This is a genomic window from Leucobacter iarius (assembly GCF_039530105.1).
GTDB classification, from domain to species: Bacteria; Actinomycetota; Actinomycetes; order Actinomycetales; family Microbacteriaceae; genus Leucobacter; species Leucobacter iarius.
Genome location: NZ_BAAAOB010000001.1, coordinates 1,698,244 through 1,710,982 on the forward strand (window position 1 = coordinate 1,698,244; position 12,739 = coordinate 1,710,982).

Below are 12,739 nucleotides of genomic sequence, written 5' to 3' on the forward strand. Positions count from 1 at the left end.
TCGCGCATCGAACATTCGAAGCCCCCGATTCCCGCAGGAATCGGGGGCTTCCTCGTGCGCCTGGTAACGTCGTTCCCTGGAGATTCGCAGCTTTCACTGCACGAAGGGACGCATGGTGGCAGCAGAGCAGACGACCGAGGCACGGAGCTGGGTCGATCGGTACTTCGAGATCAGTGAGCGCGGCTCGACCATCGGGCGGGAGGTGCGCGGCGGGCTCGTGACGTTCGTCACGATGGCCTACATCGTGATCCTCAACCCGATCATCCTGTCGGGCAGCGCCGACGTCGCGGGCGACAAGCTGCCGTTCGCCTCGGTGAGCGCGGTCACGGCGCTCACCGCCGGCGTCATGACGATCCTCTTCGGCATCGTCTCACGCATGCCCTTCGGCTTCGCCGCGGGCCTCGGCATCAACGCCTTCCTCGCCTTCTCGGTCGTGGGCCAGGTGACCTGGCCCGAGGCTATGGCGCTCGTCATCATCAACGGCGTGCTCATCGTGCTGCTGGCCGCGACCGGCCTGCGCCGCATGATCTTCGACGCGGTCCCCGTGCAGCTCAAGCTCGCGATCACGGTCGGCATCGGTCTCTTCATCGCCTTCATCGGCTTCGTGAACGCGGGCTTCGTGACCGCCACCGGTGCGGCTTCTCCGCCCGTCGGTCTCGGCGTCGGCGGATCGGTCGGCACGGTCCCGACCGTCATCTTCGTCTTCACGCTCGTGCTCACGGGCATCCTCGTGGCCCGCAAGGTCAAGGGCGGCCTGCTCATCGGCCTCGTCAGCGGCACCGTCGTCGCCGTGATCGTCGAGGCGATCTGGCACCTCGGCTCCGCGCAGGAGAACAAGGGCGGCTGGGGACTCACCGTGCCCGCGCTCTCGGGTGCACCGTTCAGCGTCCCCGACCTGAGCCTGTTCGGCGCGGTCAGCTTCGACTTCGGCAAGGTGAGCATGGTCACCGTGGTCATGCTCGTCTTCACGCTGCTCTTCACCAACTTCTTCGACGCGATGGGCACCATGACGGGTCTGTCGCGCGAGGCCGGCCTGGCCGACGAGAAGGGCAACTTCCCGCGCCTCAAGTCGGCTCTGGTGGTCGAGGGCGTCGGCGCGATCGCGGGCGGCTTCACCTCGTCGTCCTCGAACACGGTGTTCATCGAGTCGGGCGCCGGCATCGGCGAGGGCGCGCGCACGGGCTTCGCGAACATCGTCACCGGCGGCGTGTTCCTGCTCGCCATGTTCTTCACGCCGCTGACGCAGATCGTGCCGACCGAGGTCGCCGCGGCCGCGCTCGTCATCGTGGGCGCGCTGATGATGGCGCAGATCGCGCACATCGATCTCACCGATTTCCGCGTGCTGCTGCCTGTGTTCCTCACCGCGGCGGTCATGCCGCTGACCTACTCGATCGCGAACGGCATCGGCGCGGGCTTCGTCTCGTGGGTGCTCGTCCACGCGTTCTCGGGTCGGGCCAAGCAGGTGCACTGGCTGCTCTGGATCGTCGCCGCCGGTTTCGTGGTGTTCTTCGCCCGCGGCCCCATCGAGGCCCTGCTCGGGGCGTAGCCCGGCACCGCAGCAGAGAGGCCCCTTGAGTTCCGGATCACCGGAACCCGAAGGGCCTCTCTCGTGCTCCGCGCGCTGCCGTGCTCCGTGGCCCGTTCCTCGATCGCTACGAAGAGGATGAACTCTTGAACCGGCGAATCGCCTCTTCGGGGGTCTCCAGGAAACGTCGATCTCTCTCATGCGCCTGGTAGAAGCTGATGATGGCGTGCACCACGTACGGGTCGGAGCCGAGCGAGGGCGCCGGGAACTTGTATGGTTTCCCTTCTCCTCGGTCCAGCATCAGGACGGGTCCGGTCGACGGCTCATCCACGAAGATGCGTACCGGCCTTTCCCACGGGATCGTGACGGTGCGGAATCTCCGGAAGTGCGAGATCCCGGCCTGAGTGATGCGCAGCCCGAGCGGATGGACGCCGACGGACACGCTCAAGACGAGGAGGTATACGCCGACGAAGGACATCGCGGCCAGGAGGAACACTGCGAACTTGCCGCGCCAGCTAAAGGTCCCTCCGGCGAGCTCAGGGTCGAACCCGGAGGCGATGATCAGGAGCGAGGGGAGGCCTCCTAGGGTGGTCGCGACTCCTACAAACGCCAGGAGTGCGATCGTGCGTGGGCCACGAGGGGAAAACCGCAGACCGCTTCCGCCTCTCGCGTAGCGGACCTGCCCGGTTGCGATGCGATTGGTGGACGAATACCAGAGGACATACGCGCCGGCCATTGCAAGCAGGAGTCCGTTCACCCCATTGCTGATGAGCCAGAGCGAGCCGTTCGAGATCGCCAAGAGAAAGATCCCGAGCGCCGCAAATCCAAGTGAAATCAACGGAATTGACTTCGAGACCCGTGGCTCCTGCGGGACGTCGGAGCGGTCAGCTGTGCCGTCCGGTCGGCCAACGGACAGCTGAGTGGTGGTGGTTACCATCGTTTCCTTCGAAGTACCTTGCATACCCCCTCAACCGCGAGGCGAGCGCGGCGAAGATACCCGGCGTGCGCTGCTCCGCGAGACGTCGAGGGCTACCGCGCCCCGTGTCCGGTACGCGGCGATCCCGAGCGCTGGTCGAGCAGGTGCTCCAGCAGCGGATCGAGGACGGCGAGGCCGTCGCGCACCCCGCCGGGGGAGCCGGGGAACGTCATGACGAATGCGGGTCCCGCGAAGCCGGCGACGCCGCGGGTGAGCGCGGCGCTCGGCAGGCCCGCCGCCGTGCCCCGACGACGCAGTTCCTCGATCAGGCCGGGCAGGCGCACGTCGAGCAGCGGATCGACCGCCTCGGGGGTCGCGTCGCTCGGGGAGATCCCCGTGCCGCCGGTGGTGAGCACCGCGTCCGCGTCCTCGGCGAGAGCCCGGGTCACGGCCTCGGCGACCGGATCGCCGTCGGCGACGACGACCGGTTCGGGCGTCTCGAAGCCGCGCTCGCGCAGCCACGCGACGATCAGGGGGCCCGTGCGGTCCGCCGCGTCGCCGGCCGCCGCACTCGTCGACGCGACGATCACGCGCGCGGTGCGCAGGGCCTCCGCGCTCACTCGACGCTCCAGTCGCCGCTCTTCCCGCCGGACTTCGCGAGGACGCGGGTTCCGGTGATGACGGCCTGCTTGTCGACGGCCTTGATCATGTCGTAGAGGGTCAGCGCGGCGACGCTCGCGGCGGTCAGCGCTTCCATCTCGACCCCGGTGACGCCGCGGGTGGTCACCGTCGCGATGATCCGGACGCGGTCCTCGCCCGGCTCGAAGTCGATGGCCAGCTTGGAGAGCGGCAGCGGGTGGCAGAGGGGGATGAGCTCCCAGGTGCGCTTGGCGGCCATGATCCCGGCGATGCGCGCGGTGCCGAGGGCCTCGCCCTTGGGCAGCTCGCCCGCGACGAGCAGCTCGATCACGTCGGGTCGGGTCTCGAGCACGGCCTCGGCCCGGGCGGTGCGCGTGGTCACGGCCTTGTCGCTCACGTCGACCATGTGGGCGCTGCCGTCGGCTCGGAGGTGGGTCAGCTCCGCGGGTGCGTTAGACATCGAGTCTCCAGACTTCGATCGTATCGCCGGCGTCGAGGCGATCGACACCGACGGGGACGTGGGCGAGGATCTCGGCCGCCGCGAGGTCGGCGAGCAGGTGCGAACCGGGAGCCGTGACGTGCACCCGGCCCCGCTCGTCGATCCGTCCGCGTCGCACCTGGTGCTTCGCCGCGGGTGAGTCGAGCGCGTGCGCCAGTTCCCGCTGCTCCACCGGCAGAGAAGCGGTCCGGCCTGCGGCGGCACGGAGCGCGGGGAGGAGGAACATCTCGGCCGAGAGCCAGGAGCTCACGGGGTTCCCGGGGAAGCACAGCGCCGGGATCCCGGAGGCCGGGCAGCTCGCGTCGTCCGGTTCGAGGCGCAGCAGCCCGGCGCCCTGCGGGCCGCCCGGCTGCATCGCGATGCCCGTGAAATCGACCCCTGAGCCTGCCAGGGCGTCGCGCACGACCTCGAACGCGCCCATGCTGATGCCGCCCGAGGTGATGAGCAGCTCGTGCGCGTCGGCGCGCTCGGCGATCAGCGTGCGCAGCGCCTCGGGCCGGTCGGGTACCCGCACGGCGGTCACCTCGGCGCCGGCCTCCCGCAGCGCGGCGGAGAGCATCGGGGTGTTCGCGTCGCGGATCCGGCCGGGCTCGAGCGCCGCGCCGGGATCGACGACCTCGTCGCCGGTCGTCACGAGCAGGATCCGGGGTCGGGGACGCACTGGGACCTCGGCGACGCCGGCGGTCGCGAGCAGACCGATGCGCGCGGGCGTGAGGCGCGTACCGGCCGGGAGCAGCGGGCTCGCCGCCGGCAGGTCGGAGCCGGTCGGTCGGACGAACTCGCCGACCGGAGGGACGCTCGCGAAGCGGACCGTCCCCGTGGGATCCGGGTCGCCGTCGCGGCTGAGCGCGGTGAAGCGCGCCGGTTCGGCTCGCTCGATCGGGACGACGGCGTCGGCGCCGATCGGGATCGCCGCGCCGGTCATGACCGGGGACGCCGTGCCCGGGAGGTGCGCGACCGGAGCATCGCCCGCCGCCGTCGTCCGGCCGATCGGCAGCTCGACCGGAGCGCTCGCGGATGCGCCTGCGAGGTCGGCCGCGCGAACCGCGTAGCCGTCCATCTGGGAGTTGTCGAAGGGCGGCAGCGGATCGCGGGACACGAGCGCTTCGGAGAGGACGCGGCCGGTGAGGCCCGAATCGGAGACGGGCAGCACCTCGGGATCGGAGGATGCGCGCCGCGCGAGGGTGGGCGCGAGCAGCGCATCGACGATACGGCGGTGGTCGGCGACGGAACGCATGCTCATCCGCCCGCGAACGCCGGGAGCACGTCGACGGTGCCGCCCGAGATCGGGCCGCCGTCGCGCCGCACCGTGCCGTCGACGAGGAAGGATCCCGTGCGCAGCACGCGCTGCATCGCGTCGCCGTAGCGCTCGATCAGGCCCGTGCGCAGCGCATCGAGGGTCGCGGCGGGAGCGAGGTCCCAGCGCTCCTCTTCGAGGCCCGACGCCTCGGCCGCGGCCGCGAAGTATCTGACGGTGATCCCGGACATGCCCTCATCGTAGCGGTCGCGACGGGGCGTGCTCGGGGCGCGAGCGGCTCGTAGAATGGCGCCATGGAACCGCTCGCAGGCGCACGCCCCGCCCCGCTCGTGGCCCCGGCTCCCGAACTCTCGGCCGCGGCCGCGGCCCGCGCGCGCCGGCAGATCGTTCTGCCGGGCTTCGGCGAGGAGGCGCAGCGCCGGCTCGCCGCCGCGCGCGTGCTCGTGATCGGGGCCGGCGGGCTCGGCTGCGCCGTCGTCCCGTACCTCGCAGGCGCCGGTGTCGGGCGCATCGGCATCGTCGACGACGATGCGGTCGAGCTCTCGAACCTGCACCGCCAGGTCGCCCACACCACGGCCGATCTGGGACGCGCGAAGGTCGACTCGCTCGCCGAGACCGTGCTCGGGATCGATCCGGGCCTCGTCGTCGATCGGCACCGCACCCGACTCACCGCCGCGAACGCGCTCGGGCTGTTCGCCGACTACGACCTGGTGATCGACGGCAGCGACAACTTCCCGACCCGCTACCTCGCGAACGACGCGGCGCAGCTCAGCGGGATCCCGCTGGTGTGGGGTGCGATCCTGCAGTACTCGGGGCAGCTCGGGGTGGCCTGGCACGCGCACGGGCCGGGCTACCGCGACCTCTTCCCGCAGCCCCCGGCGCCCGACACGGTGCTGGACTGCGCCGAGGGCGGTGTGCTGCCCGGCCTGTGCGGCACCGTCGGATCCCTGCTGGCGACCGAAGCGCTGAAGCTCATCACCGGCATCGGTGACCCGCTCATCGGCCGCGTGCTGCTCTACGACGCGCTCGCCGCGCGCACCCGCGAGCTGCGCATCAACCGGGATCCGCTCGCGGAACCGGTCACCGGGCTCACCGACTACGCGCTGTTCTGCGGCGTCGCGCCGACCGAGGATCGCGCCGGGGGAGCGACGCCGCTGAGCGCGTCCGAACTCGTCGAGCGTCTGCGCTCGGGCGTTCCACCGCGGCTCATCGATGTCCGCAACGCCGAGGAGCGCGCCGAACGACGGCTGCGGGACTCGGAGTGGGAGCCTCTCGACCGGATCGTCTCGGGCGCGGCGACGCCGTCGGGCCCCGTCACGATCTACTGCGAGCGGGACCCGCGCTCGGTCCGGGCCGCCGAGGCGCTCCTCGCGCGCGGCGGCACCGAGGTGTCGTTCCTGCGGGGCGGCATCGACGAGCTCGCGCGCCTCGCCCCCGACCTCATCGAGCGCGGCGGCTGAACCGCTCGCGGCTCGGCCCGGCTCCCACCATCGAATCCTCCGGAGGATCCATGACACTCCCGTTCGCACGCATCACGGACGCGCCCATCGACGAGGCGGCGGTGCGCGCCGCGGTCGAAGCCGCCGAGTGCGGCGCGGTCGTGATGTTCCACGGGATCGTGCGCGATCACGACGGCGGACGCGGCGTGCTGGCGCTCGATTACCGCGCGCACCCGGACGCCGAGCGGTTCATCGCGGAGTGCGTCGCCTCCGAGGCGGCGGCGAGCGGGTTGCGGCTCGCCGCCGTGCACCGCGTGGGCGAGCTGCGCATCGGCGACGCCGCGCTCGTCGCCGCGGCGTCCGCGCCGCACCGGGCCGAGGCGTTCGCCGCGATCGAGCGGCTCGTCGAACGGATCAAGCACCAGGTGCCGATCTGGAAGCGCCAGCACTTCGCGGACGGCGTGACCGAGTGGGTGGGGCTGTAGGCGCCTCGCGCTGACCCGGCGCTACCCGTTCTTCCGGTAGGCCGCCTCACGAGTGGACGCCTGGCCGACGACCGGACGGCGTGTCGCCGGCCGAGACGGCGTCCGATCGTCGAGAAGGCGTCCGATCGTCGAACGGTCCGAGGCAGCATGAGAAGGCGCCGGACGCACACCGGACGGCGGATCGAGCGACGCGTTCCGGATCCGGCTATCCGCCGATGTAGGACATCTCGATCCGCTCGCGATCGTGCGAGACCTCGGGCGGCAGCGCCGCGCGCAGTTCGGAGTAGCGGTCGTCGCGCCGCGACCAGACGCCCGCGAGCGCGTCGCGCAGCTCGGCGTCGTCGCAGCCGCGTCCCGCCTCGTCGGATCCGCGCAGCAGCGCCCGCAGGTCGGTTCCGTGCGAGGCGAACAGGCAGGTGAAGAGCTTGCCGTCGGCCGAGATCCTGGCCCGCGTGCAGCTGCCGCAGAACGCGCCAGTGACGCTCGAGATCACCCCGATCTCGCCCGATCCGTCGCGGTACCTCCACCGCTTCGCGGTCTCTCCCTCGCGGCTCGCTCCGACCGCCTCGAGCGGATGCGCGGCGTCGATGCGTCGCACGATCTCGGCCGAGGGGACCACGTCGTCGAGCACCCAGCCGTTCGACGATCCGACGTCCATGTACTCGATGAAGCGGAGCGTGTGACCGCTCGCGCGGAAGTGCTCGGCGAGCGGCACGATCTCGTCGTCGTTCACGCCGCGCTTGATCACAGCGTTCACCTTGACCGGGCCGAGGCCCGCCTCCGCGGCGGCGGCCATCCCGTCGAGCACCCGCTGCACGGGGAAGCGTACGTCGTTGATCGCCTGGAACCGGCCGTCGTCGAGCGAGTCCACCGATACGGTCACCCGGTCGAGACCGGCGGCCTTGAGCGCCGTGGCCTTCACTCGCAGCGCCGAACCGTTCGTCGTCATCGCGAGGTCGGGTTTGCGCCCGTCCGGCGTGCGCAGCTCGGCGAGCCGAGCGATGAGCTCCTCGATCCCGCGACGCAGCAGCGGCTCGCCGCCGGTGAGCCGGAGCTTGTCGACGCCGAGGTCGACCGCGGCGGACGCGATGCGCACGATCTCGTCGAAACTGAGCAGCTCGTCCCGCTCCATGAACCGGTAGTCCGCTCCGAAGATCTCCTTCGGCATGCAGTAGACGCAGCGGAAGTTGCAGCGGTCGGTGACCGAGATGCGGAGGTCGCGCAGCGCTCGGCCGCGAGCGTCCGGAAGCCCGGTGGACGGCAGCCGGAGGGCGCGCGGCGCGGACGCCTGCGCGCTCGCTCCGTCGGCTTCGGCGCTGCTGGTCATCCTCCCATCCTTGCACCCGGACGGGGGAAGCGCCTCCGCGAGTCAGTCGGCGGTGCGTCCGCGCACGAGCACGAGCGCGACCACCGCGACCGCGATGAGGATCAGCGAGAGCGCGAGCGCGGTGTCCTGCGTGACCCCGGCACCGTTGAACGCCGTGTAGATCGCGAGCGGCACGGTGCGGGTGGTGCCCGCGGCGTTGCCCGCGAACAGGGCGGTCGCTCCGAACTCGCCGAGCGCGCGCGTGAAGCAGAGGATCGTGCCGGCCGCGAGGCCCGGTCCGACGAGCGGCAGGGTGATGCGGAACAGGATCGTGAACGGCCCGGCGCCCTGCGTCTCGGCCGCCTCGGCGTACTGCGGGTCGAGCTGCCGCAGGGATCCCTCGACCGAGATGACGAGGAACGGCAGCGCGACGAACACCTGCGCCAGGACGACCGCGAAGGTCGTGAACGGGATCCGGATCCCGATGCTCAGGAGCGCATCGCCCAGGACTCCGCCCCTGCCGAGCAGCGACAGCAGCGCCAGACCGCCGACCAGCGGGGGGAGAACCAGCGGCAGCGTCACGATCGCGCGCAGCAGTGCGGCGAGTCGGCCGGACACGCGTGAGATCACGATCGCGAGCGGTACGCCGAGCACCAGGCAGATCGCGGTCGAGGCCGCCGCGGTGCCGAGCGAGAGCAGCAGCGCGCTGCTCGTCTCGGGCGCGACGAGGGTCGCCGGCAGCGCCGCCCAGTCCATGCGGGTCAGCAGGGCGAGCAGCGGGAGCAGCAGCAGCGCCCCGCCGAGCGCCGCGGGAACGAGCAGCCCGGCGGGGACCGCCGCCCCGCGCGATCGGCTCATGCCGGGCTGAATCCGAGCTTCTCGAGCAGCGACTGCGCCGCGTCGGAGCGCAGGTATTCGGAGAACGCCTTCGCGGCGTCGGCGGACTTCGATCCCACGATCGGCACGATGAGGTACTTGCCCGCGGCCTCCTCGGCACCCGGGATCGAGACGCCGGTCACCTCCGCACCGGCGCGCATCACGTCGGTGCGGTAGACGAGGCCGGCGTCGGCTTCGCCGGCGCGCACCTTCGTCAGCACGGCGGTCACGTTCTGCTCCTCGCTCGCGGGTGTCAGCGCGACCTTGTCGCGGTCGAGCAGCTGCTTCGCGGCGTTGCCGCACGGGACCTCCGGCGCGCAGATCACGACGACGGGCTTCTTCCCGTCGGCGCCCGCCTGGGCGAGGTCGGCCAGGGTCTTGATGCCGAGGGGGTTGCCGGGGGCGACCGCGATCTCGAGCCGGCTCGTCGCGAACGAGACGGGGGCGCCGTCGGCGAGCTTCGCGTCCACGACCTTCTGCATGTTCTTCGCGTCCGCCGAGGCGAACACGTCGACGGGTGCACCGCCGATGATCTGGGTCGCGAGTACCGACGAGCCGTCGAAGGTGGTCTTCTCGAACGTCACCCCGGGGTGCAGCTTCGTGAAATCGGCGGTGAGCTGCTCGAACGCCGGCTGCAGCGATGCCGCGGCCGATACGGTCAGCGTGCCCGAGACCTCCGCGGTCGCGCTGGGCTTCGCGGATTCGCTCGGCTTCGGCGCGGACTCCGACGCGCAGCCGGCGAGCAGGACGAGCGCGGCGAGCGCGCCCGCCGCGATGCCGGTGCGTGCGATGCGGCGTCGGTTCCGGTTCATGGGGTTCTCCTCTGCGGGCTGCGGGGGTCGGGCCGTTCGGCCTCGATGATCACGGTCGTGGCTTTGACGATGGCGGTGGCGCGCGAGCCGATCTCGAGCTCGAGGTCGTCGAGCGCCTCGGAGGTCATGAGCGAGACGACGCGGTTGGGGCCGCACTGCAGTTCGACCTGCGCGACGATGCCCGAGCGCTCGATCGCGGTGACGATCCCGGTGAATCGATTGCGGGCGCTGCGACGGACGGGCTCGTCGTCGCCGGTGTGCGGGGCGAGGTCGAGGGCCCGCCGGGCGAGGGAGGCGCCCGAGACGGTGCGGCGTCCGGCGTCGTCCGTGCCGGACTCGAGGATCCCGTCGGCCGCCCAGCGGCGGATGGTGTCATCGCTGACTCCGATGAGTCTGGCGGCATCGCTGATCCGATAGTGCGTCACGATCGTCAGTGTATCGCCGCAGATGCGTGCCTTGTCTACTCATGGTTCCGCAGGTGAGAAAACCACGGTTCCCGGTATCCGCGTCGTTCGTCAGGGAATGCTTGACGCGGCTTCCGCCGGACGGCTAGCTTCCAGGTAGGTCGAGTGCCCGCCGCACGGCGGGCCCGGTGGGGCAGAACCGGCGCGCCGGTTCCACGCCCCTCTTCACGCAGTGCAGCGAGGGGAGAAGCAGACATGAGCAGTGTTGGACTGCTGTACGTCGGAGCCGTCCTGTTCATCAACGGGCTGATGCTCATCGGGGTGGTGCCGGCCAAGGCCGCGGCCGCGATGAACCTGTTCGTCGGCGGGATGCAGGTCATCTTCCCGACGCTCATCATCCTCCAGTCGGGAGGCGACCAGGCCACGATCCTCGGGGCGTCCGGACTGTACCTCTTCGGGTTCACGTACCTCTACGTCGCCTGGAACACGCTCACGGGCGCCAGCGGCGAAGGACTCGGATGGTTCTCGCTGTTCGTCGCCGGCTGCGCGGTCGTCTACGGGATCCTGCAGTTCACCCTGTTCGACGATCCGGTGTTCGGCGTGATCTGGTTCGCGTGGGCCGTGCTCTGGTTCCTGTTCTTCCTCGTGCTCGGCCTCGGCCGCGACCGGCTCGGTCTCACGACCGGCTGGTTCACCCTGCTGCTCGGCATCTTCACGGGCGCGATCCCGGCGATGCTGCTGCTGACGGGCAGCTACGCGACCGGCACGGTCGAGGGAGTCGTCGCCGCGGTGATCGGGGTCGTGCTGTTCGGGATCGCCTGGGCGCTGGGCCGCCGCGGCGGAGTCTCGCAGGAGGAACGTGTCGTCGCCCCCGTGGCCGCGGCGGGGACGGAAGGGATCTGACATGCCGAGCTACAGCTACCGATGCGACGAGGGATGCCGCTTCGACGCGATCTACCCGATGGCCGAGGTGCCGAGCGAGACCGAGTGCCGCAGCTGCGGCGCGACCGCCCGGCGCGGGATCACCGCGCCGCACCTGTCGGTCGCCGGCTCCTCCGCGTACCAGCTGATCGATCGCACCGCGCGGAGCGCGCACGAACCGCAGGTCGTGGACCGCTTGCCCGCGCGCGGGCCGGGCGCCGCGGTCCAGCGGACCACGCAGAACCCGCTGCACGCGAAGCTGCCGCGGTCCTGAACCGAACGGATCCCCAGACCTGAACACCAGGCGGCATCGTCGCCGTCGAACGACAGAGAAGAAGAAGGTAGGAACCATGCCGGAGCATATTTTCAAACTCGACTCATCGAAGAAGTTCACCGAGCAGGAGAAGCTCGGTCACAACCGCTGGCATCCCGAGATCCCGCCCGTCGCCACGGTGAAGCCCGGCGACAGCTTCCGCGTCGACTGCCGCGAATGGTTCGACGGCGCGATCGTCAACGACGACTCCGCGCAGGACATCCTCGATGCGCCGCTGCTCACGGTGCACACGCTGAGCGGCCCGTTCCGCGTCGAGGGCGCACAGCCCGGCGACCTGCTCGTCGTCGATATCCTCGACGTCGGTCCGATCCCGCAGGAGGACTCGGGGCCGCTCGCCGGTCAGGGCTGGGGATACACCGGCATCTTCTCCCGCAACAACGGCGGCGGCTTCCTGACCGAGCAGTTCCCCGACGCGTACAAGGCGGTCTGGGACTTCGCCGGCCAGACGGCGACCTCGCGCCACGTCCCCGGAGTCTCGTTCACCGGCATCATCCACCCGGGCCTTATGGGCACGGCGCCGTCGGCCGGACTGCTCGCGACCTGGAACAACCGCGAGGGCGCGCTCATCGCGACCGACCCCGACCGGGTGCCGCCACTGGCGCTTCCGCCCGAGGCCGAGCACGCGATCCTCGGCGGCGTGCCGCGCGACCAGTGGGCCCGCGTCGGATCCGAGGCCGCCCGTACCGCGCCGCCGCGCGAGAACGGCGGCAACCAGGACATCAAGAACTTCACCAAGGGCTCGCGGGTGTTCTACCCGGTGTTCGTCGACGGGGCCAACCTGTCGATGGGCGATCTGCACTTCTCGCAGGGCGACGGCGAGATCACATTCTGCGGCGCGATCGAGATGGGCGGGTTCATCGACCTGCGCGTCGACATCATCAAGGGCGGCATGGAGACCTACGGCGTCTCGGAGAACGCGATCTTCATGCCCGGTAACGTCGAGCCGAACTACAGCCACTGGCTGGCATTCTCGGGCACCTCGGTGACGCTCGACGGCGAGCAGCGGTACCTCGACTCGCACCTGTCGTACCAGCGGGCCTGCCTGCACGCGATCGACTACCTGACGAAGTTCGGCTACAGCCCCGAGCAGGCGTACCTGCTGCTCGGCGCCGCACCCATCGAGGGGCGCCTCTCGGGCGTCGTCGATATTCCGAACTCGTGCTCGACGGTGTACCTGCCGGTCGAGATCTTCGACTTCGACGTGCGGCCGAGCGCGGCGGGGCCGTTCCAGATCGATCCGGGGATCGGGGCGCCGAGCGCCGCGAACAGGTAGACGGGGGAGAGGGAGGAGTCGCGGGCTGAGGGGAGCCCGCGGCTCCTTCGCT

Annotated in this window: 15 protein-coding genes; 6 read left to right on the top strand and 9 right to left on the bottom strand. The window is 70.9% G+C overall.

All coding sequences use genetic code 11. The annotated features are described in order from the left end of the window. The first annotated feature begins 112 nt into the window (after positions 1-112). Positions 113-1,546 (top strand): NCS2 family permease, encoded by a 1,434-nt coding sequence (locus ABD169_RS07570; protein WP_344031091.1) that lies wholly within the window; start codon positions 113-115, stop codon positions 1,544-1,546. Between the two features lie 106 nt (positions 1,547-1,652). On the opposite strand, the gene ABD169_RS07575 is transcribed toward ABD169_RS07570, so the two are convergent. From ABD169_RS07575 to ABD169_RS07595, 5 genes are all read right to left on the bottom strand, one after another. Further along, a complete protein-coding gene (locus ABD169_RS07575; protein WP_344031093.1) occupies positions 1,653-2,462 on the bottom strand; it encodes a hypothetical protein in 810 nt (269 codons plus the stop codon). A 92-nt stretch (positions 2,463-2,554) separates the two neighbouring features. Next, complete coding sequence (locus ABD169_RS07580) at positions 2,555-3,061, bottom strand: MogA/MoaB family molybdenum cofactor biosynthesis protein (protein ID WP_344031095.1); 507 nt, start codon at positions 3,059-3,061, stop codon at positions 2,555-2,557. Next, a complete protein-coding gene (gene moaC / locus ABD169_RS07585; protein WP_344031097.1) occupies positions 3,058-3,540 on the bottom strand; it encodes a cyclic pyranopterin monophosphate synthase MoaC in 483 nt (160 codons plus the stop codon). The genes ABD169_RS07580 and moaC overlap by 4 nt, the downstream gene beginning before the upstream one ends. Beyond that, on the bottom strand, positions 3,533-4,816 hold the full coding sequence (locus ABD169_RS07590; RefSeq protein WP_344031099.1) for a molybdopterin molybdotransferase MoeA: 1,284 nt from the start codon (positions 4,814-4,816) through the stop codon (positions 3,533-3,535). Before ABD169_RS07590 ends, moaC begins: the two co-directional genes overlap by 8 nt. A gap of 2 nt (positions 4,817-4,818) precedes the next feature. Then, on the bottom strand, positions 4,819-5,067 hold the full coding sequence (locus ABD169_RS07595; protein WP_046454300.1) for a MoaD/ThiS family protein: 249 nt from the start codon (positions 5,065-5,067) through the stop codon (positions 4,819-4,821). A 63-nt stretch (positions 5,068-5,130) separates the two neighbouring features. On the opposite strand from ABD169_RS07595, the gene ABD169_RS07600 reads away from it, so the two are divergent. Both ABD169_RS07600 and ABD169_RS07605 read left to right on the top strand, forming a co-directional pair. Then, positions 5,131-6,297, top strand: a complete 1,167-nt coding sequence (locus ABD169_RS07600) for a ThiF family adenylyltransferase (protein ID WP_344031101.1) — start codon at positions 5,131-5,133, stop codon at positions 6,295-6,297. Between the two features lie 50 nt (positions 6,298-6,347). Further along, on the top strand, positions 6,348-6,761 hold the full coding sequence (locus ABD169_RS07605) for a molybdenum cofactor biosynthesis protein MoaE (RefSeq protein ID WP_344031103.1): 414 nt from the start codon (positions 6,348-6,350) through the stop codon (positions 6,759-6,761). A 205-nt stretch (positions 6,762-6,966) separates the two neighbouring features. Here the strand turns inward: ABD169_RS07605 and moaA are convergent, their stop codons facing one another. Genes moaA through ABD169_RS07625 form a run of 4 tightly spaced genes read right to left on the bottom strand, consistent with a single transcriptional unit; the run spans position 6,967 to position 10,180 of the window. After that, positions 6,967-8,088, bottom strand: coding sequence for a GTP 3',8-cyclase MoaA (gene moaA, locus ABD169_RS07610; RefSeq protein ID WP_344031105.1), 1,122 nt, complete (start codon positions 8,086-8,088; stop codon positions 6,967-6,969). Between the two features lie 42 nt (positions 8,089-8,130). Beyond that, positions 8,131-8,925: an ABC transporter permease gene (locus tag ABD169_RS07615; protein WP_344031106.1), complete on the bottom strand. Its 795-nt coding sequence runs from the start codon at positions 8,923-8,925 to the stop codon at positions 8,131-8,133. Next, positions 8,922-9,755 (bottom strand): molybdate ABC transporter substrate-binding protein, encoded by an 834-nt coding sequence (modA, locus tag ABD169_RS07620; protein ID WP_344031108.1) that lies wholly within the window; start codon positions 9,753-9,755, stop codon positions 8,922-8,924. The genes ABD169_RS07615 and modA overlap by 4 nt, the downstream gene beginning before the upstream one ends. After that, positions 9,752-10,180 (bottom strand): TOBE domain-containing protein, encoded by a 429-nt coding sequence (locus tag ABD169_RS07625; protein ID WP_046454306.1) that lies wholly within the window; start codon positions 10,178-10,180, stop codon positions 9,752-9,754. Before ABD169_RS07625 ends, modA begins: the two co-directional genes overlap by 4 nt. Before the next feature lie 234 nt (positions 10,181-10,414). On the opposite strand from ABD169_RS07625, the gene ABD169_RS07630 reads away from it, so the two are divergent. The 3 genes from ABD169_RS07630 (at position 10,415) to fmdA (ending at position 12,687) form a co-directional block, all read left to right on the top strand. Further along, complete coding sequence (locus ABD169_RS07630) at positions 10,415-11,062, top strand: AmiS/UreI family transporter (RefSeq protein WP_344031110.1); 648 nt, start codon at positions 10,415-10,417, stop codon at positions 11,060-11,062. A gap of 1 nt (position 11,063) precedes the next feature. After that, complete coding sequence (locus ABD169_RS07635) at positions 11,064-11,354, top strand: FmdB family zinc ribbon protein (protein WP_344031111.1); 291 nt, start codon at positions 11,064-11,066, stop codon at positions 11,352-11,354. A gap of 76 nt (positions 11,355-11,430) precedes the next feature. Beyond that, positions 11,431-12,687 (top strand): formamidase, encoded by a 1,257-nt coding sequence (gene fmdA, locus ABD169_RS07640; protein ID WP_046454309.1) that lies wholly within the window; start codon positions 11,431-11,433, stop codon positions 12,685-12,687. Positions 12,688-12,739 lie beyond the last annotated feature (52 nt).

Excerpts from the sequence above, each read along its gene's own strand:
- ABD169_RS07570 (WP_344031091.1), top strand. The coding sequence starts at position 113 with ATGGTGGCAGCAGAGCAGACGACCGAGGCACGGAGCTGGGTCGATCGG.
- ABD169_RS07575 (WP_344031093.1), bottom strand. The coding sequence starts at position 2,462 with ATGGTAACCACCACCACTCAGCTGTCCGTTGGCCGACCGGACGGCACA.
- moaC (WP_344031097.1), bottom strand. The coding sequence starts at position 3,540 with ATGTCTAACGCACCCGCGGAGCTGACCCACCTCCGAGCCGACGGCAGC.
- ABD169_RS07590 (WP_344031099.1), bottom strand. The coding sequence starts at position 4,816 with ATGCGTTCCGTCGCCGACCACCGCCGTATCGTCGATGCGCTGCTCGCG.
- ABD169_RS07595 (WP_046454300.1), bottom strand. The coding sequence starts at position 5,067 with ATGTCCGGGATCACCGTCAGATACTTCGCGGCCGCGGCCGAGGCGTCG.
- ABD169_RS07600 (WP_344031101.1), top strand. The coding sequence starts at position 5,131 with ATGGAACCGCTCGCAGGCGCACGCCCCGCCCCGCTCGTGGCCCCGGCT.
- ABD169_RS07605 (WP_344031103.1), top strand. The coding sequence starts at position 6,348 with ATGACACTCCCGTTCGCACGCATCACGGACGCGCCCATCGACGAGGCG.
- moaA (WP_344031105.1), bottom strand. The coding sequence starts at position 8,088 with ATGACCAGCAGCGCCGAAGCCGACGGAGCGAGCGCGCAGGCGTCCGCG.
- ABD169_RS07615 (WP_344031106.1), bottom strand. The coding sequence starts at position 8,925 with ATGAGCCGATCGCGCGGGGCGGCGGTCCCCGCCGGGCTGCTCGTTCCC.
- modA (WP_344031108.1), bottom strand. The coding sequence starts at position 9,755 with ATGAACCGGAACCGACGCCGCATCGCACGCACCGGCATCGCGGCGGGC.
- ABD169_RS07630 (WP_344031110.1), top strand. The coding sequence starts at position 10,415 with ATGAGCAGTGTTGGACTGCTGTACGTCGGAGCCGTCCTGTTCATCAAC.
- ABD169_RS07635 (WP_344031111.1), top strand. The coding sequence starts at position 11,064 with ATGCCGAGCTACAGCTACCGATGCGACGAGGGATGCCGCTTCGACGCG.
- fmdA (WP_046454309.1), top strand. The coding sequence starts at position 11,431 with ATGCCGGAGCATATTTTCAAACTCGACTCATCGAAGAAGTTCACCGAG.